12 protein-coding genes are annotated in these 19,503 nt (G+C 39.3%); 6 read left to right on the forward strand and 6 right to left on the reverse strand.

Going from position 1 to position 19,503, the window contains the following annotated elements; all coding sequences use genetic code 11:
* Positions 1 to 507 precede the first annotated feature (507 nt).
* Positions 508 to 1,629 carry a phosphatidate phosphatase App1 family protein gene (locus ACYSN2_RS04450; RefSeq protein WP_461749054.1) on the forward strand — a complete coding sequence of 374 codons (1,122 nt, stop codon included), beginning with the start codon at positions 508 to 510 and terminating at the stop codon, positions 1,627 to 1,629.
* Between the two features lie 74 nt (positions 1,630 to 1,703).
* Here ACYSN2_RS04450 and ACYSN2_RS04455 read toward each other — a convergent pair whose 3' ends face one another.
* Complete coding sequence (locus tag ACYSN2_RS04455; RefSeq protein ID WP_461749055.1) at positions 1,704 to 3,413, reverse strand: amidohydrolase; 1,710 nt, start codon at positions 3,411 to 3,413, stop codon at positions 1,704 to 1,706.
* A 343-nt stretch (positions 3,414 to 3,756) separates the two neighbouring features.
* Between ACYSN2_RS04455 and ACYSN2_RS04460 the strand changes: the two genes are divergently transcribed.
* Together ACYSN2_RS04460 and ACYSN2_RS04465 are read left to right on the forward strand one after the other, a co-directional pair.
* Positions 3,757 to 5,262, forward strand: coding sequence for a class I SAM-dependent DNA methyltransferase (locus ACYSN2_RS04460; RefSeq protein WP_461749056.1), 1,506 nt, complete (start codon positions 3,757 to 3,759; stop codon positions 5,260 to 5,262).
* Positions 5,259 to 6,749 (forward strand): restriction endonuclease subunit S, encoded by a 1,491-nt coding sequence (locus ACYSN2_RS04465; protein ID WP_461749057.1) that lies wholly within the window; start codon positions 5,259 to 5,261, stop codon positions 6,747 to 6,749. The genes ACYSN2_RS04460 and ACYSN2_RS04465 overlap by 4 nt, the downstream gene beginning before the upstream one ends.
* Before the next feature lie 618 nt (positions 6,750 to 7,367).
* Here ACYSN2_RS04465 and hsdR read toward each other — a convergent pair.
* The 3 genes from hsdR to bioA form a co-directional block, all read right to left on the reverse strand.
* On the reverse strand, positions 7,368 to 9,740 hold the full coding sequence (gene hsdR / locus ACYSN2_RS04470) for an EcoAI/FtnUII family type I restriction enzme subunit R (protein ID WP_461749058.1): 2,373 nt from the start codon (positions 9,738 to 9,740) through the stop codon (positions 7,368 to 7,370).
* Positions 9,741 to 10,015: 275 nt separating this feature from the next.
* Complete coding sequence (locus ACYSN2_RS04475; RefSeq protein ID WP_461749059.1) at positions 10,016 to 10,930, reverse strand: alpha/beta fold hydrolase; 915 nt, start codon at positions 10,928 to 10,930, stop codon at positions 10,016 to 10,018.
* Positions 10,931 to 11,164: 234 nt separating this feature from the next.
* A complete protein-coding gene (bioA, locus tag ACYSN2_RS04480) occupies positions 11,165 to 12,505 on the reverse strand; it encodes an adenosylmethionine--8-amino-7-oxononanoate transaminase (protein WP_461749060.1) in 1,341 nt (446 codons plus the stop codon).
* A 399-nt stretch (positions 12,506 to 12,904) separates the two neighbouring features.
* Here bioA and ACYSN2_RS04485 point away from each other — a divergent pair, with 399 nt between their 5' ends.
* The 3 genes from ACYSN2_RS04485 to bioD all read left to right on the forward strand — a co-directional run bounded on the left by ACYSN2_RS04485 (position 12,905) and on the right by bioD (position 16,429).
* A complete protein-coding gene (locus ACYSN2_RS04485) occupies positions 12,905 to 14,266 on the forward strand; it encodes an aminotransferase class I/II-fold pyridoxal phosphate-dependent enzyme (protein WP_461749061.1) in 1,362 nt (453 codons plus the stop codon).
* Between the two features lie 45 nt (positions 14,267 to 14,311).
* Entirely contained in the window at positions 14,312 to 15,442 is a 1,131-nt protein-coding gene (locus ACYSN2_RS04490) for a methyltransferase domain-containing protein (RefSeq protein ID WP_461749062.1), read from the forward strand.
* A 195-nt stretch (positions 15,443 to 15,637) separates the two neighbouring features.
* On the forward strand, positions 15,638 to 16,429 hold the full coding sequence (gene bioD / locus ACYSN2_RS04495; protein WP_461749063.1) for an ATP-dependent dethiobiotin synthetase BioD: 792 nt from the start codon (positions 15,638 to 15,640) through the stop codon (positions 16,427 to 16,429).
* 100 nt (positions 16,430 to 16,529) lie between these two features.
* Here the strand turns inward: bioD and ACYSN2_RS04500 are convergent, their stop codons facing one another.
* On the reverse strand, positions 16,530 to 17,375 hold the full coding sequence (locus ACYSN2_RS04500; protein ID WP_461749064.1) for a hypothetical protein: 846 nt from the start codon (positions 17,373 to 17,375) through the stop codon (positions 16,530 to 16,532).
* 340 nt (positions 17,376 to 17,715) lie between these two features.
* Positions 17,716 to 19,341, reverse strand: coding sequence for a benzoylformate decarboxylase (mdlC, locus tag ACYSN2_RS04505; protein ID WP_461749065.1), 1,626 nt, complete (start codon positions 19,339 to 19,341; stop codon positions 17,716 to 17,718).
* Positions 19,342 to 19,503 lie beyond the last annotated feature (162 nt).

Raw genomic sequence — 19,503 nt, forward strand, 5'->3', positions numbered from 1 at the left:
TATAGCTTTACATTATTGGCTCTTTTGATTTTTAAATAAGCCGTAAAATGCGCCATTACAAGGGTTGTAAAAGGGTTATTGGTTAATATATGATCAATTGATATTCATTATCATTTAAGAAAATAATGGAAATTTACATTAATAACGTGTATTAAAAATTAATTTTTTCTTCAGAATTTTCTTCAAGTTTTAATTTAGTATTTATTTTTGAGTGATTTTTGTATTGTTTTTATATTTTTTAATTTAATGCTTCGTTTAAGATATCGCCTTATTTTCTTGAACTCTGTTTTATTTTAATGACTTATGATAGCTTCAAAAGCCGGTAACATTATATAATCTCTTTTCTCAATTTTGTTGTTTTGAGATATTTTTGAAAAGTATAGTGAGCTTTATTTTGAGTTTTATTAAAGCACGAGCGAGATTTTCGTATTACGTTTTTCAAAATCCGATAAAAATCCTTTATCTCTCATGGTTTTTCTATTTGTTTTCTCTATTTTCTGAGGCTTTATGAAAAAAATTCTTCTGATTACTTTCGGTTTAATGGCAACCGTCGGTTGTTCATCCACGCTTAAACCCGATGAGAATGTGCTATTTATTCCAAACGTTGCTTATGAAGTGAATGCGCGTGAAATCGCCGTAGAGATTGATGCTTGGGTATATGAGAAAGAACGTGGCAGAGGAATGACAACGGCATTGATGAAATATCTCGATGTGACAAAAACAGATCTTACGCCGGCGGAATATGATCGATTATATGAAATGACGCAATTATTTCGAGTGGATTCAGAACGAGGGAAAGAACTTCAGATCACACTTGCCGGCAAGGATTATGCATTACCGAAAACCGCGAGAACAGGGCGCACAAGTACGACGATTGAAGTAGAAATGGAGAATCCGAAAGATTCTAACCGTTTACAGAATAATAGTGTCATTTCCTTTCAGATGATTGATCCACGAAATGCTCAAGAAGATGGGAAAGATAATATCGAACAAGAAGCTGCTGAAAAAAATCTCATTACCGGCAAAGCCTATTTCTCGGCAAAGAGCGGTATTTCAATTATTTCCGATATTGATGACACGATCAAAGATTCCGATGTACTCGATACCAAAAACCTCCTGAAGCAGACATTTATAGAACCCTTTGTGGCAGTAGATTCGATGCGACATTGGTATCAGCGAATTGCGAAAAACAATAGGATTTCTTTCCATTATCTCTCTTCAAGCCCGATTCAACTCTATCCGGCACTTCAGGAATTTATGGATCAAGAACAATTCCCGAAAGGCAGTATTCATCTACGAGAATCCACCACTTGGCGTTCTGTGGTTCCGATGGGAAAAGCTTCTGAGAAGCATAAACGACAAAATATTGAAAAACTCTTAATGGTTTATCCTAATAGAACCTTTGTGCTCATCGGCGATTCGGGAGAGAAAGATCCGGAGATTTATGCCGAAATTATGAAAGATTACCCTTCGCAGATTCAATGTATCTTTATTCGTAATGTGACCGATGAAACGATGGATAATGAGCGTTTCAAAACCTTGTTTGCGAATATTGATTCCCAAAAATGGCATCTCTTTACCGAACCGAATCAGGTTCCGAATAAGATGCAAAAACAGTGCTTCCAATAAGATTCAATATAAAAAAGCCCACAATTCTTCATCAGATTTGTGGGCTTTTATAAATCAGCTTTAACCAAGCAATTCTAATCCTGAGAATAAACCTCTTTCCCGCCGATAAAGGTTTTTTTGATATTCACATTTTCAATATCTTCCGGCGCGCCTTTGAAAAGATCTCGATCTAAAATGATGTAATCCGCAAATTTCCCAGCTTCCAAAGAACCAACATATTCATCAGCTGCGATCATGTACGCCGCATCAATGGTTGCCGAGCGAAGCACTTCCGTTAAAGTCACGTTACGATCGGTATTTAAACGAGGATAACCGACATCGCCGATGCGCGTGAGAGCCACTTTGAAATCATACCATTCGTTCAGAGGATCAATCGGCCAATCGCTTCCAAATGCTACACGAATGCCGGCATCATAGAATTTTCCGGCAGGCTCTAAATGATCAAAACGCTCTTTTCCAACAATATTGAGTAACTCGTCGGCAAACTCTCTGCTATATCCCGCCCATTGGAACGAAAGGCAAGGAATGGCGCCTAAATCCTTAAAGCGCTTGTATTGATGCGGCGCTGTTAATTCATTATGCGCAAGGCTTGGGCGAATATCTTTGCCGGGGAGTTTTTCACGCATTGTTTCAATAGCATTGAGCGTTACTTCAATCGCACCATCTGCAACGGTGTGCATATGCGGATGAAAGCCTTTTGCACTCACTTCTGAAATCAGCGCCGTTAAAAGCTCATTGGGATAGTAGAGATAACCGTAATTATCGGAAGGTTGCCAATTCGGCGCGTCTTTCGTGCCGATATTTTTGCGATATGGCTGTAATAACGATGCCGTATTAATCGGCGATTGCATCACGCCATCGACGAAAAACTTCGCATGTTGAATAAAAATGCCGGGTTTTGTCTGCCAAGAAGCATCGCTATATTTCTGCGCGAATTCCATCATTTTTTCAACTGCCGGCGGAACGTCCGCAACCGTTGGTGCATTATCCGGTGTAATTTCACGGGCACCTAAAAGACGAATCGTTAAGCGATCTTCCTCTTTTAACGTGGTAAATGCATCAAACTGCAAAGGAAGCGCACGAGCATCCATCACGGTTGTCACGCCTTGGCTATTCAGAAGCTTCTGCACATCTTCGGCAACAACCACGGCACTTTTCGCATCTAATACCGGAATGCTATCAAACGCACGCATTGCCGGCGCATCTTCCATAATGCCGTTCAAAGTGCCATCTGGATAACGGCGAATCGTACCATCCGGCGGAACAAGTGTATTTTCATCAATGCCGAAAAGCTCTAACGCTCGGCTATTGGCCACTAATGTATGGCAATCGTTAGAGAAGAGAATCACAGGGCGCTTGGTATTAAGCGTATCTAAATCACGGCGCGTAATATCAGTGCCGAGCGGTAACACTTCCTGACGCAAAAAAGCACGCACTTGAAGCCAATCATTCTCGCCATGTTTCGTATCCTGATCGAGATAGTTCTGCACAAATTTCAAAGTGTCCGGAACTGTTAAGCTCGCATAATCAAGGTTACAGCCAGAAAGTTGTAATCCGCCCCAAAAAGGATGGAGATGAGAATCCACAATTCCCGGCATTAACATCTTGCCCTCAAGATCAATCACGTCACTTTCTGCATGTTGAAGCTTTAAAATCGCTTCATTAGAACCCACTTCCAGCACTTTTCCACCTGCAAAAGCAATCGCTTCGGCAATGGTATTTTCCGCATCCGATGTGAAAATCGTGCCATTCATATAAATTTTTTCCGCTAACGTTACCGCCATTAGATTCTCCTTTGGAATAACAATTGTTTTAGTTTACAGCCCCTTGTTTAATACTTTTGACTTCAATAATGATCTGCATTGTAAAGGGAAGAATCTATTTTTACTAACCTTTTTTCTAATCCTTTTTCTTAATATTTTTTGAAACTTTTTTGAATAATTTATAATGATTTTTATGGTAGTTTTTAGAATGGATTATAGAATAAAAACATTATCAAACTTTAAGCAAACGCGCTTCTTCCTCGTGCTTAAACGGAGAATAATCCGAAGATAGCGTATGATAGATCTCCGCATCAAAAAGCATGCGGATATCTCGTAATAAATGATCAAACAATAGGTGGTTTTAATGAGTTTAGGTAGTTTTGTGAAATCAATTCAAAATATTATGCGTGGCGATAGCGGAATTAATGGCGATGCGCAACGTATAGAACAGATGACTTGGATGATTTTCTTAAAAATCTATGGCAGTAAAGAGGAAAACTGGGCATTTACAGATCCTACTTACCAATCCATTATTCCTGATGAATTAAAATGGCAAAATTGGGCAAAAGATCGTAAAGATGGCAAGGCGCTTACTGGCGAAGCTTTATTAGATTTTGTGAACCAAACCCTATTTCCAACACTTAAAAATCTGCCGGTAGATATTAATACGCCGATGAAGCAGTTGATTGTGAAAAATATCTTTGAAGATGCGAACCAATATATGAAAGATGGGATCTTATTGCGCCAAGTGATCAATCTTATCGATGATATTGATTTTGATGAATATGATGATAAACATGCTTTTGGTGAGATTTATGAAACCATCTTAAAAAGCTTACAAAGTGCCGGTAATGCCGGTGAGTTTTATACGCCACGCGCCGTGACGGATTTTATGGTGGAAATATTACAGCCAAAACTCGGTGAAAGAGTGGCGGATTTCGCCTGTGGAACGGGCGGATTTTTAACTTCTACGTTAAAAGTCTTAGATCGCCAAGTGGAAACGGTGGAAGATCGAGAGCTATTTCAAAAAAGCTTATTTGGCATTGAGAAAAAGCCTTTACCGCATATGCTCGGCGTTACAAATCTATTACTTCATGATTTGGATAATCCGATGCTAGTTCATGGCAATGGTTTAGAGGGAAATGTTCGAGAATATAAGCCGGAAGATCGTTTTGATATTGTGATTATGAATCCTCCTTACGGCGGTAAAGAGAGCGATTTCGTTAAAAACAACTTCCCGAAAGAGCTACAAAGCGGTGAAACTGCCGATCTTTTCATGTCTGTTGCGATGTATCGTTTAAAGCACCTTTCTGAAGGTGGCGGTCGTTGTGCGATTATTATTCCCGATGGTTTTCTCTTCGGTGCAGATAGCGCAAAGACAGCCATTAAGAAGAAACTCATTACAGACTTTAACTTGCACACTATTGTGCGTTTACCCAATAGCGTATTTGCGCCATATACTTCGATTACAACGAATATTCTCTTTTTCGATAACAGCAAGAAAACAGAAGATGTGTGGTTTTATCGTTTTGATATGCCGGAAGGTTATAAAAACTTCTCTAAAACTCGTCCGATGAAGTTTGAGCATTTTGAGAAATGTATTGCATGGTGGAATCAACGTGAAGTGATTGCGGATGTGGAAACAGAAACCTTCAAAGCGCAAAAGTTTAGTAAAGAATCCATTGTTGCTAATGGCTTTAACTTGGATTTATGCGGATATCCAAGCCTTGAAGAAGAAGTATTAAGCCCAGAAGAAACCATTCGGGATTATCATCAAAAACGCACCACTTTAAATGCGCGTATTGATAAAGCGGTTACAGATATCGCCCACTTTATCGGGATTGATTTAGATGAAGAGGTGCAAGAATGAGTTCAGTATTAATCGCTGATAGATTAAAAGCCTCTATCTTGCAATCGGCAATTGAAGGAAAACTTACAAAGCAATTGCCGGAAGATGGCGATGCAAGAGAACTGCTTGCCGAAATCGAAGCGGAAAAAGCCCGATTAGTAGAAGAGAAAATAATCCGTAAAGAGAAACCCTTGGCGGCAATCACAGAAGAAGAGATTCCTTTCGAGATTCCTGAAAATTGGGTTTGGGTAAGAATGAAAGACTTATGTTTACTTATAACTGATGGCGCGCATCATACTCCTAAATATATAGAAAGTGGGGTACCATTCTTATCAGTAAAAAATATAACGAAGGGTTTTTTAGATTTAGAACAAACAAAATTTATTTCCCAAGAAGAACATGAACAGCTTATAAAAAGATGTCATCCTGAAAAAGGGGATATACTTTTATCCAAAATTGGTACGACAGGTGTTCCTCTAGTAATTGAAACAGATATTGAGTTTAGTATTTTTGTCAGTTTAGCATTATTAAAAATTCCTAAAGAAGTTTGTAATTATTTTTTATGCTTAATGATTCAAACGCCTTTAGCACAGCAACAAGCTAAAGCAGGAACTAAAGGTGTAGGAAATAAGAATTGGGTTTTACGAGATATATCCAATATGATTATTCCTCTTCCTCCACTTTCAGAACAACAAAGAATTGTAGAAGCCATCGAAATCGCTTTAGCAAAGGTAGATTCGCTGAAAGAGGATGAAATGAAGCTTTATGAGATTCAGAAGAATTTCCCCAATAAGCTTCGTGCATCTCTATTGCAATCGGCAATTGAAGGGAAACTCACAAAGCAATTGTCGGAAGATGGCGATGCAAGAGAACTGCTTGCCGAAATCGAAGCAGAGAAAGCCCGATTAGTAGAAGAGAAAATCATTCGCAAAGAGAAACCATTACCGGCAATCACAGAAGAAGAAATTCCTTTCGAGATTCCTGAAAATTGGGTTTGGGTGAGATTAGGAGAAATTACCTATAATCGAGGACAAAAAACTCCAACAAATCAATTCACGTATATTGATATATCTTCAATAAATAATAAGAAACAGATTCTAGGAGAGGATTTAGCGATTTTGGAAGCTAAAGCTGCGCCATCAAGAGCTAGAAAAATTGTTCAGAAAGGGGATGTTATCTATTCTACCGTACGCCCATATTTGTTGAATACTTGCATTATTGATAAGGAAATTATCCCTGAACCAATAGTTAGTACCGGCTTTGCAGTTCTATCAACGCCTTTTCTTGTGATGAATCAATTTTTATTATATTTTCTAATATCACCTTTTTTTAATTCGTATGCCAATGACAATGAGAATGCAAAAGGTGTTGCATATCCAGCAATAAATGATCAGAAATTTAGACAGGGTTTAGTGCCTTTACCTCCACTTGCAGAACAACATCGAATTGTTGCGGAGCTTGAGAAGGTTTTAGGGAAGGTTGAGCAGTTGAATGAGCTAACGCAATAAACAACAAGCGATAGGCTAATCATGATTATTGAAGAGAATGATGATTGTTAAAAATTGCTTGCCTGATTCCAATAGTGATTTAAATAGAGTTTTTAACGTTTAATGGTCATGCTCACGCTAATGCCGGAAGCGCCGAAAGATTCGATTTCATCATTATAATAAAGATCAAACCCGCACTGAAATCTTGGTGCGGGTTTTTATTTGTATCGAAATATCGAAATAACGTTTTTTGAATTTGAAAATTTGAAATCTGAAAAATAATCAAAATCTCAGTTTAAAGCAATTTAAGGTTCTAACAATTCTAAAGAAATTCTCAAAGGAACAAATATTGCCGGTATTAACTTTTCAGAAGCATATAAGATTTGAATCATCAAAAATCTGCTGATATTGGATTATTGAGAACTCTGATATGAAGCTCAAAGTTCACAACTTGCATATTTGTATCTTCTTGCTGGCGCGGGATATTGAGAAGCATGCAAGCATTCGACCCAGCGATGAATCAGCTTTTGTTATATCACAAGGTTATGAAAATCGGATTTTTAAAATCAGGTCTTCAAAACTTAAAACCTGATTTCGTGAATTCTCAGAATTCATCCATAAACCTTAATCTCAATCATTCTATTGCGCGTAATTTTCTGTCGCATATAGTGCATTTTGTAATCCCATCACCGCTTGTAAATACTCTTCGTTTCCGCCGAACATTTTTGCGATTTTAATCGGGCTACCAATCAGATCAAACGGATTATTATTGAGAACGCTGACATCTTCTAAAGGCGCAATTCCTTCATTCATATATTTATCAAGTAGTGCCGATAACACTTTTTGGCACACTTCATCATATTGATAGAGATAATTGCGCTTTTTAACGCCGTTCACTCGTTCCGCTCTTGTTAAAGGTTTTTTATCGTAAGCAATATGCATGATGAGGTCAAAAGGATCATAATCTTTATTGCCGGAAGCTTTCTCTAAAAGCTCTAAAGAAATGCCTTGATCTTCAAGCTCCTTAATAATCGCTTGTTTTTTCTCGGCAGAATTCCATGCTTGAAGGAAATCATTCAACGTTGCATATTCATCTAAGATATTGCGCTTGGTAAAATCTTGCAGATCTTCTGTAATTAACTTCCCATCAGAATCTAAGGTTTGATAGCGCTCATTGATAATCTTTACTTCAACATCACGAACACGAATTTTGTTAGAAATCGGAAATTCAGGTTCGCCGGTAATATCAGGATAATCCTCATCATCTTCCCAATCATCGCCATCGAAATCATCTCCATCAATGATCGGCTCTTCCGGATCTTCGTTCCCTTCGCCGGGAATAATAGGTTCTTCAATAATCACAATCGGTTCGCCATCAAACTCCTCATCTGAAAAGAGGCGAGTGACATTCTTAAAATCCATAATGGTGAAGAACCATTTTTTATGATCCGTATTTAAGCGAGTTCCACGACCAATAATCTGTTTAAATTCAGTCATGGATTGAATATTACTATCTAACACAATGAGCTTACAGGTTTTGCAGTTCACGCCGGTTGTTAGCAGTTTAGAAGTAGTAACGATTGTGGGATAAGGTTCATGGACATTAATAAAATCATCTAAGCGTTTTTTACCTTCTTTGTTATCGCCGGTAATTTGCATAATGTAATCAGGATGATCTTTAACGATATCGCTATTTTCATTCACCATCGCTTGGCGCATTCGCTCTGCATGATCGATATCAACACAGAAGATAATCGTTTTGCTATCTCTACCATTCTCTTTTAACCATTGCGTAACACGCTTGGCAACGAGCTCTGTTCTTTCATCAATAATGAGCGTTTTATCAAAGTCTTTCTGATCATATTCTCGATCTTCTACGAAATTGCCATGAATATCTTTTTTACCTTTTTCCGGTCGCCATCCTTCCACATCTCGATCCATGCTGATACGAAGGACTTTATAAGGCGCAAGGAATCCATCTTCAATCCCTTGCTTTAAAGAATAGGTGTAAATCGGTTCGCCAAAGTAGGTAATATTGCTCACATCTTTCGATTCTTTCGGCGTTGCCGTTAAACCGATTTGCACCGCTGAACTAAAGTAATTGATCACTTGTCGCCATTGAGATTCTTCTTTTGCGCTTCCACGATGACATTCATCCACAATAATGAGATCAAAAAATTCAGGCTGAAATTGTCTAAATGCTTCCTCGCCATTTTCGCCGGCAAGTTGCTGATATAAACTCATATAAATTTCATAAGAGCTATCTAATTTTCCGCCTTGAACTTTGGTAATCACTTTTTCAAAGGGCTTGAAATCATCAGTGATGGTTTGATCAATTAAGATATTGCGATCTGCTAAATATAACACTTTCATATTGGGCTTTGTTTTCTTCAAGCGCCAAATAATCTGGAATGCCGTATAGGTTTTTCCCGTTCCTGTTGCCATGACTAAAAGAATACGCTTTTGACCTTTTGCAACGGCTTCAATCGTTCTATCAATGGCAATTCGTTGATAATATCGAGGTGTCATATTCTTTGTGATAGGATCGACGAAGTAGGGTTCTTCAATCATCTTTTCTTCTTCCGGCGTGAGATTTTTATCTTTCACATAGCGATTCCAAAGCGCTTCCTGTGTTGGGAATTGATCTAAGGGTAATTCTCGCTCAATGCCGGTTAGCATATCTCGCTCGATGAATCCTTGTCCGTTACTAGAATAGGCAAAAGGTACATCTAAAATCGTTGCATACTCAATGGCTTGTTGCAGACCGCTTTCAAGAGATTTATCAATACTTTTTGCTTCAACAATCGCAAGCGGCGTTTCCATATTTTTACTTAATAAGAGATAATCTGCCTTTTTCGCTTTACCTCTTTTTCTACGGTTTCCACGTACTAAAACTTGTCCATCTGTAAAATAACGTTCCATACGAATATATTTCTCTTCCCAGCCAGCTTGCTTAACAATCGCAGGAGAAATAAAGCGAAATTTAGTATCTTCTTCCGTATATTTAGTCATATTACCTATAAGCCTTTATCTAGCTTTAGAGCTAGTTTTATTTTTAAAATAGTAAGTTCGTTATTGAACCGATTTTCTTGATTATTTTAAGTAATATAACGAATATTTATATTTATTCATATCCGAATTCGCATTCTTTCTTAGGATGAGATATCTATTTATGGGAAAAGCACTTAAAATATTTATAAATCCTATAAGACATCTATAAAACATCTCCATATTTAATAGATATTTAATCCGTATTTACTGATGATTATTTAGGATAAATCCTCTTTTTATAAAGCATCATTCAAAATATCTTTCAGCACTTTCCCAAACACCTCCGGCATCTCTTCCGGCAATAGATGATCGGCATTTGGAATGATTTGTACTGTTTTATTCAGAGAGTTGGCGGCATTTTTTGAACTTAGCTGAAAGATTCCTCTAGAGTTTTCTCCCACCAAAATGGTAATTGGTACGGATTGATCAATTGCTAATAAGTCTTTTTGCGAGATCGCTTTTGGCTCTTTCTGCGTTAAGAGCTTTTGTAAGCTTTGCGCGTTATCTTGTTTGATGATTTGGATCGATTCCGCTTGCTCTGAAAGCGAATATGGCGCATTTTTACATGCCGAGATAAAGTGATCCATCGCTTTTTCCGGCTGATTACGGCGATAAGCTTTAATGATCAGACTCATCATTTTAGTAAGATCTTGCGTGAAGAGCGCTTGATCTTCTTCCGTCATGCCGTAACTTGGCACGATGAGTTCATAGAGCGTTAAGGATATAAACAATTCCGGATTTTCTTGCGCAGCTAAGAGCGCAACATGGCAAGCGTATGACCATGCGACAACTTTAAATTTTCGATTGGGCGTTTGATCTTGTTGATTGAGCGCCTTACAAAATGCCGAGAGTTCTTCTGCATGAATTGCCGTATCAAAGAGCGTTTCAGAATCTTCGGAATCTTTTTTTTCATCATTATTCTCGCTGAAACCTGATTGCGTGAGCGACACCGTTTTCATCCTAGGAAATTGATCCAGATAAGGAATCCACGTTCTGCCATCGCCTAAGATGCCATGAAGGAAGAGTAAGCAATCTTCGTTGTGATCTGATTCTTCGGCATCATTGGAATAGTAAATAAGGGTTTTCGGCGCTGATGCTTCTGAAAGTTGTATTTGAATCGTGTGCGGATTTGAGTTCGCTGAATGAGTCATTTTCATGATCCTTAAATCTTAAATGTATGGATAAGAAGAGCTGATACATGGCGGGAGAGAATTTCTGCACTCTTTTATCAATCTTGCGCCCGCATTTGAAGAGAAAGCTTCTTTTTAGTATTAACAGTATTAGCGATATTGAGTGATCACACAATTATGCGATCACTACATTCTGAAATCTGTAATGATTTATTCGTTAATAAATTACAAATTTTTCTTTAGATCTTTCATCGACTAAAGTACAAAATCTGCAAAATCTTCTCGTTGTAAGAGCGATACAACGGCATTTGTGAGCTGGGAGAGTTCTTCTTGAGATGTTACAAATGGAGGCATGATGTAGACGAGTTTATTAAAGGGGCGAATCCACACGCCGTTTTCGACAAAGTATTGTTGAATTTTCGCTTGGTTTACCGGCTTTTTCAGTTCTACCACGCCGATTGCGCCTAAAACTCGGACATCTTCAATCTCAGGATGATTCTGCAACGGTGTTAAAAGCTCTTCTTTTAACTGCGCTTCAATGCGCGCGACATTCTCTTGCCATTGGCCATTATCAAGTAACGATAAACTGGCGTTAGCAGCGGCGCAGGCAAGGGGATTTCCCATAAAGGTTGGGCCGTGCATAAAGCATTTCGCATCGCCGTTACTAATGGTTTCGGCAACGTGCCTTGTGGTTAATACCGCCGAGAGCGTTAAGTAACCGCCGGTAAGCGCTTTTCCCAGACAGAGAATATCGGGTTCAATGCCGGCATGTTCGGAGGCAAAGAATTTTCCGGTACGCCCAAAACCTGTGGCGATTTCATCTAAGATCAGCAGTACGCCGGTTTCATCGCAAAGTTCACGGAGTACTTTCAGATAATTGGGATGATAAAAGCGCATGCCGCCGGCGCCTTGCACAATGGGTTCGGCAATCACGACAAAGAGCTCTTCATGATGTTCCTTGAAAAGCGCACGAAGATTATCCGCCGCCGAATCTTCCCAAGGTTCATCAAAGCCAATTGTGAACGTATCTGCAAAAAGATGATTTGGAAGATAATCGCCATAGAGAGAATGCATCGAATTTGCCGGATCACATACCGCCATTGCGCCAAACGTATCGCCGTGATACGCATGCGAGAGAGAGAGCACGCGATGACGTTTTTTCAGTTCGCCGTTATTCCCATTATCTGACGTTTCTCCACTTTCTCCTTTTGCATGCCAATATTGAAACGCCATTTTCAGTGCCACTTCCACCGCAACAGAGCCTGAATCTGCCAAAAACACACATTCGAGCTTTTCCGGTGTGAGTTCAATCAGCTTTTGCACAAGATCAATCGCCGGCTGATGGGTTAATCCGCCAAACATCACATGCGATACTTTCGATAATTGCGTTTGAATCGCTTCATTCATCACAGGATGATTATAACCATGCAACACCGCCCACCAAGAAGACATGCCATCTACTAATTCTTGCCCATTTTCTAACTGGAGCATCACGCCATTAGCAGATTTCAGGGGATAACAGGGAAGCGGTTCGCTCATTGAGGTATAAGGATGCCAAATATGCTTTGTATCAAATTCTAAATCAATAGTGCTCATGATCTCGTATCTTCTCTTAAATCTTTTGGGTTATGTCGGTTTATTTTATTAGTGATCTATTCGTAAAATATTGTCAGGTTTTTGGGGATTGCTACCTGTAATATTTTTGAATAGTTCTTGAATAGATCAATTCTTAATAGGCAAAGAATTGCTCTATGGTACTATAAATCCCGCATGAGTAGTGCTGATATGCCGGCAATATAGGATTCTCAGAGCAGATAAAATCATGGTTTTAGATGTAAATAATTGTTTAATTTATGCTGATTAGTGGATGCATTCATTACCAAAAATCTGAAAAGGACATATGGGCTTTTAACCTAAAGTGACGAAATGCACAAAATCTTAATGGCAATACCTCAATGACAACTATAAGAAACTAGAAAGGATCAGATAGATTCAATGACGTGGAATAATAGAATCAAAGAAGCGATTGATATGCAGAGAGAGAAAGATCGTTTTCGTAAGCGAATAGTATGTGGCGTTACAGATACGCCAGTAACGATTCGTGTGAAAGATGAAAAAGCTACGGAAGATACGGAAACGATAAAAGTTCAGGAATTCCTAAATTTCTCTTCGAATGATTACTTAGGATTAGCGCATCATCCTTCTATGATTGCCGCATCAATAAAGGGCGCGCAGCAATATGGCGTTGGCAGTGGCGGTTCTCCGCACGTTACGGGATATAGTGAACCTTTAGCGGAACTTGAAGCAAAGCTTGCCGATTGGCTCGGATATGATCGAGCGATTGTTTATCCTTCCGGATTTACGGCAAATCAAGCCGTCATTAAATTACTGATGGCGCGTGAAGATGTCATGATTGCCGATCGGTTATCTCATGCTTCACTATTAGAAGCGGCAATGCTATCACCGGCGAGATTGTATCGCTTTAAACATAATGATATTGAATCTCTCCAGAGCTATTTAGACAAACCACTTCCTGAAAACGCCGGCCGTTTAGTGATTACGGAAGGGATTTTCAGTATGGATGGCGATCAAGCGCCATTGGCAGAGATTGCGAAAGTCCTAAAGGGCAACAGTAGTAATGATAAGGATCATGAGAATACACTCCTGATGGTCGATGATGCACACGGCATTGGCATTATCGGTGAAAAAGGTCGAGGAACTTGTGATTCTGCCGGCATTCATCCAGATATTCTCATTGTGACATTTGGTAAAGCCTTTGGTTGTAGCGGTGCAGCAGTGCTTCTTTCTCGGGAACTTGCGGAATACTTTGTGCAATTTTCAAAACCGTTGATTTATAGTACGGCAATTCCACCTGTACAAGCTGTGACTTTATTGGAAGCGATTAATCTCATTGAATCACTTGAAGGCGATGAACGCCGGAAACGTTTACAAGAGAATATTCATTATTTCAAAGCGGAAATGGCAAAAACGTTACAAGGGTTAGAGAAGAATTTACAAGAAGCGATTGCTAACGAATCTTCTCATCACGCTTCATTACCTTCATTACCTTCATTACCATATCTTCTCGATTCAGATAGCCCGATTCAGCCTTTAGTGATTGGGGAAGATCAAATGGCAATGGATATTTCAGCGTTACTGCGAGCGCAAGGGATTTGGGTATCCGCCATTCGTCCGCCAACCGTTCCTCCAAATACGGCAAGGTTACGAATGACAATTACGGCAGAACATACTACCGAAATGATTGATCAGCTAATTACCGCACTTGAAAAGGCGATGAATCATTATTATTTTGACTTAGCGCCAAAGAACTTAGATTTAAAAGATTTAGAGATTTAGTAACAATACGCGACGAATGGCAATGAATGACCAGTGAATAACGAAATGAATGAAACAAATAATGAAAACATCATGAGTTCGATCTCGGCGAGAGATATTAAGGCAGATGGGATGAAAGCATCTCATGAAGAGCTAGTTAGGAATGCTGATATAGATACAGATCCTGATTTAGATAACTATGCGTATCGTAAAGATCTAGCAGATTTAGCGGAGGATTCTTTGAATGTTGTCGCAAAGCCTGTGATTAAAGCAAAGTTCGGACAAAATGCCGGCATTTATGATTCCGTTGCCGTCGTTCAACGCCGAATTGCAGATCGCTTAGTAGAATATGTACTAGAACATATCATTCAACATACGATTCGAAATACAGAAGAATCAACCGTAGATAGAACACAAACAACGGCTCAAACCGATAACGCACTTAATGCACTTCATACAACATTTACAGTATTAGATGCCGGCGCAGGAACGGGATATGTAGGAGAAGCATTTGCAAAACGTTATCAAGCTTTGAAAATGGAAATATCGCAAATGGAAGCATCTTCACAATCAGTTGTAGATTTAGAAGATTCCTCGGCATTTCCGAGCTTACATCTTGCGGCATTAGATCTTTCCGCAGAAATGTTGGAAGTGGCAAAGGCGCGTAATGTCTATCAGGCTTATACAAAAGGCGATATCGAACAGCTTCCATTTGAAGATCATCAGTTTGATCTGGTATTAAGTAGCCTTGCGATTCAATGGTGTCATTCTTTGGAAAATGCCATTGCGGAATTGGTGCGCGTTTCGAAAGTTCAACAAAATTCTATGTCAAAAAATACGGCAAAAAATACTGCAAAAAATGTTCTGATTGCCACCATTGTAGAAGGCACTCTGAGAGAGCTTTCAGATGCGTTTCGGCAAATTGATAATGATTCGCATATTTTAGAATTTGTAACGAAAGCGCAATTAGAAGAAACGATCAAAAAATACCAAGGAAAGATTCATTTTTATGAGGAAGTTGTGACATTTCCTAATCTAAAATCGCTATTTCAAAGCCTTAAAAATATCGGTGCAACGGCAATTCCCAATCGCCGTAAAGGCTTATTAGGCAGAGAAAGTTACCGGCGTTTAGAGCAATATTTTCAAGATTTAGGCGCGTATCAACTCACTTATGAAGTTGCGATTATTGAAATATAACGGAGATATAAAACGTATTTATTTTTTTATATATCAAACATCATTATTTCAGAATCGTATAGTTGGAAATACTAAAAGGCTTCAATATTGCTGGCGCGTGATATTTAAAAGCATGCAAACATTCGATCCAGCGATGAATCAGCCTATATTCTACAATGACACTGTGTTAAACATTAAAACATCAAAGGACAAAAAATGGCGGACAGTAAAACTCCGACAAAAACATGGTTTGTGACCGGCACGGATACCGAGATTGGTAAAACCTTTGCCACAACGAGATTACTCACGGCACTAAACCAAGCGAAAATGCCGGCAAATGGTTATAAACCTGTGGCTTCCGGCGCTGAAATGACGGAGATCGGTTTGAAAAACCCGGATGCTTATCAGCATCTTTTAGCCTCTTTTGATGATTTAAGCTATGAAGAAGTGAATCCATACTTTTTCGAAGCGGAAGAAGCCCCGCACATTTTGGCAGATGAAGCCGGCATTGCCATTGAATTTGCCAAAATGACGGAAGGATTACGGCATTTAGAAGCCATTCACGAAAATATTGCCGGAAATATTTGTAAAAATGTCGCTCTTAATAGTGCGCGTGGAATAGAAAGTGAAAAGAACAATAGCGAAAAGGCAGGGCAATCAAAACCTCGCATTACCTTAGTAGAAGGCGCCGGCGGTTGGTATACGCCGTTAAGCTTCACGCAGAGTTACAGCGATTGGGTTGTTGAGAATCAGTTGCCGGTCATTGTTGTTGTTGGCTTAAAGCTCGGCGTGATTAATCATGCGCGTTTAACCTTTGATGCCATTGAAAATGCCGGTTTGAAAGTTACAGGTTGGATTGCGAACCATCTTTCCGATTCTAAAAGTCTTCAAAACTATATCGCCGGCATTCAAGCATTCACAGATATCCCGATGATCGGCGAAATCCCGTATCAAGCAGAATTAGATGATGAGCGGATTATGTTTGATTTATCGGTGTTTGAGAAGTAAATCGAAATAAGCGAATCTGAATGAGCAATAAAAAAGGGATAAGTGCTTATTTATCCCTTTTTTTTAGACTTGAACCGAATTCATTCTCATCAACGAAAAGTTAAACCTCAAACTGATCCCAAGCTTCGATGAGTTCGGGATTATATTTCCGGAGAGCTTTGAGATAATCATCTAACAATGGATCTTCCACCGGCTGATCGATGCGTTTACTCGTAATTTGTGCATAGGGCGTTAAGAGTAGCGGATGGGTTAATTCTGGGTTTTGTAAGCCGAATTGTTCCCGTAAACGTAAAACCGCTAATATTTCCACAGGATAGACGGCTTCAAAAGGCGATGTAAACTCATAATTGCCGGAATCAAACTCTCTCTGCGTCATGCCGATTCGCTCAATATGCAGATCGCACACTTCATTTAAAATCTCGGAAAACTTTTCAACATCTTCTTCTCGCCAATGATTCGCATATTTCATCCATGCAGGATCTTGAAGAAGGGCAAACCTTTCTAAATCAGGAGCGGAAAGATGCCATAAATCATTGAAAATCGTCATTGCCATTGCTGAATAACGGAGGGATTCAGTCATATAATTTGTGTAACCGTTTGTAACGATATTTCCTGTCTCTAAATCATTTATCATAAACCGATAAAATTTTTGAGCGAGATTTGGTAGACCTACAGAAAGCGCTGTAAATACAGTGTGATTAATACTATCTATATCAATCTTTGCAGGACTAGAAAATTTTTGAATTGTAAACAATCTTGTTACTAATCTAAATATATAATTTTCTACTCCTTTTCGCATCATTCTAAGGGATGCTGTCATATCACCTTTTTCCATATGAATCAGAGAATTTGCATAATTAAAAATAGCTATTTCTCCAAGAGTTGATGATGCTAATGTGGATTTCTCACCTGTTTCAATGTAGAGCAATAGATCATCTTTATTCATCCTATCTTCCTCAACCGAGGATATTATATCTTCAGACCATTTCTGTACTTGCGATAAAGACTTATCTAGCTTTTTATATTTTTTCATTAGGGCGCTTCCATTAATCTTTTGAAGTATATTTTTCGGTATTTTCAAATATATTAACATGTTGAAAATATAATCAATCACAAGGTGTTGCTTAAAATCATGTGCAATGACTTTATTTCATATCAATCTGAAATATCAGTCTGATTTTAGATTCGTTCTTAACTTCATGTTTTTCAGTAGAAATGAAAAAAGCCAAGAATAGGTTGTTTCCTGATTCTTGGCTTTTGATTGGAATCAATTTTGCTATTAGAGATTACAATAACGGCGGAATTGTTTTAGTAATCGGCACTTCAATCACGGTTGGTACATTTTTCGAGAATGCTTCTTTACAGGCTTTCTGAATATCTGCCACATTATCTAATCGAAGCCCGATACAGCCATAACCTTTTGCTAAAGAAACAATATCTAAGCCAGGTAAATCTAATCCCGGCACGTTTGGCGTATTTTCAAGTTCTGCGAAGGATTTTAAAATCGCATATTCTTCATTTCGTGGAATGATGTAGAGAATCGGCAAGTTGTGTTGCGCCGCTGTCCATAAGCCTTGAATGGAATATTGCATTGCGCCATCGCCGATAATTGCAACAACAGGGCGATGGGTATTCTCATCTTTCTGCGCAAGGGCGATTCCGACGCTTGCCGGCAAGTTCCAACCTAAGCTTCCACTCGCAAAGGTGTAGAAAGTATCCGGTGTATTAATCGGCCAAGCGGTATGAAGTTCTGCTAAGTTTGAGGCAGATTCTTCGACTAAAATGACATTCTCCGGCATCGCTTCTCGAACTGCTGTAAAGAGTTGTAACGGCGATAAAATACCATCAACGGAAGGAGGTTCACTTGCCGCAGGATGTGGCGCCATTCCGTGCGGTTGTTTTGTAATTGTGGGTGCTTCGCTTCTCGCATTCACGAGCTCTGTTAATGCTTCCACCGCTAAAACAGCATCCGATAACAAACTATCACCCACCGGCGCTCGGCTTGATTCGGATGGATCTTCAGTAATATGAAGCAGGCGCAAACCTTCCGGCAAATATTCTCCGGCAACATAAGGATAATAGCGGAATACCGGCGCACCGATAATAATCGCTAAATCATGACCTTCTAATTTTTTCGATAACGGCTCAATGGCAAAGGGTAAACCACCGGCATATAACGGATGAGATTCTGGAAAAGGCGTAATTTCTGTCGCAGGCGCTGAATAGACAGGAATGTTGAGCTTTTCAGCGAGCTTGATTCCTTGCTCCCAACCTTGACCACGAGGAATCGCCGCACCATAAATCAATGCCGGATTTTTTGCTCTATTAAGCGCTTCGGCAAACTCTTTAAGGCGAAGAGGATCAGGTCCAATACGAGTTGCCACAGAACGAACCACAGCGCTTTCAGTTGCCGGCTTATCCCAATCATCTAACGGTATAGATAAAAATACAGGTCCCGCAGGCGGCTGCATTGCCGTTGCATAAGCGCGCATAAAGGCTGCCGGCACATCTTCAGCACGAACAGGCTCATAAGCCCATTTTACCCAAGGGCGAGGAAGCATTGAAGGCTCCACGTTTGTAAGCCACGGTTCCATTAAGAGCATTTCACGAGTTTGGTTGCCGGCAGTAATAATGAGCGGTGTTTTGTTTTGAAATGCCGTTAAGATATTGCTCATGGCATTACTTAAACCGGCAGAAGTATGAACATTCACAAGTGCCGGCTTTCTTGTCGCTTGCGCATAACCATCGGCAGCCCCGACGGCGGATGCTTCTTGAATCGTTTGGATATAGCGGAAATCTTCCGGAAAATCTTTAAGGAAAGTTTCTTCTGTGGAGCCTGGGTTACCGAAAACGGTGGTAATGCCTAGTTCACGAAGAAGTTCAAAGGTCACATCTCTGATGGTTTTTGACATATTTAATTCTCCTTAATCATGAATATTTAGAAGCCAGATTTTAGACGCATTTTCTGTCTTCTATCTCTCTTTAATACTACAAAACAAGATTATTATTTACAAAAGTTTATTTTTCTGCGAAGTTATTAAAAGTATAAAAATATATGCTTATCAGACAGTTAC

This window comes from Ignatzschineria sp. LJL83 (assembly GCF_054871845.1).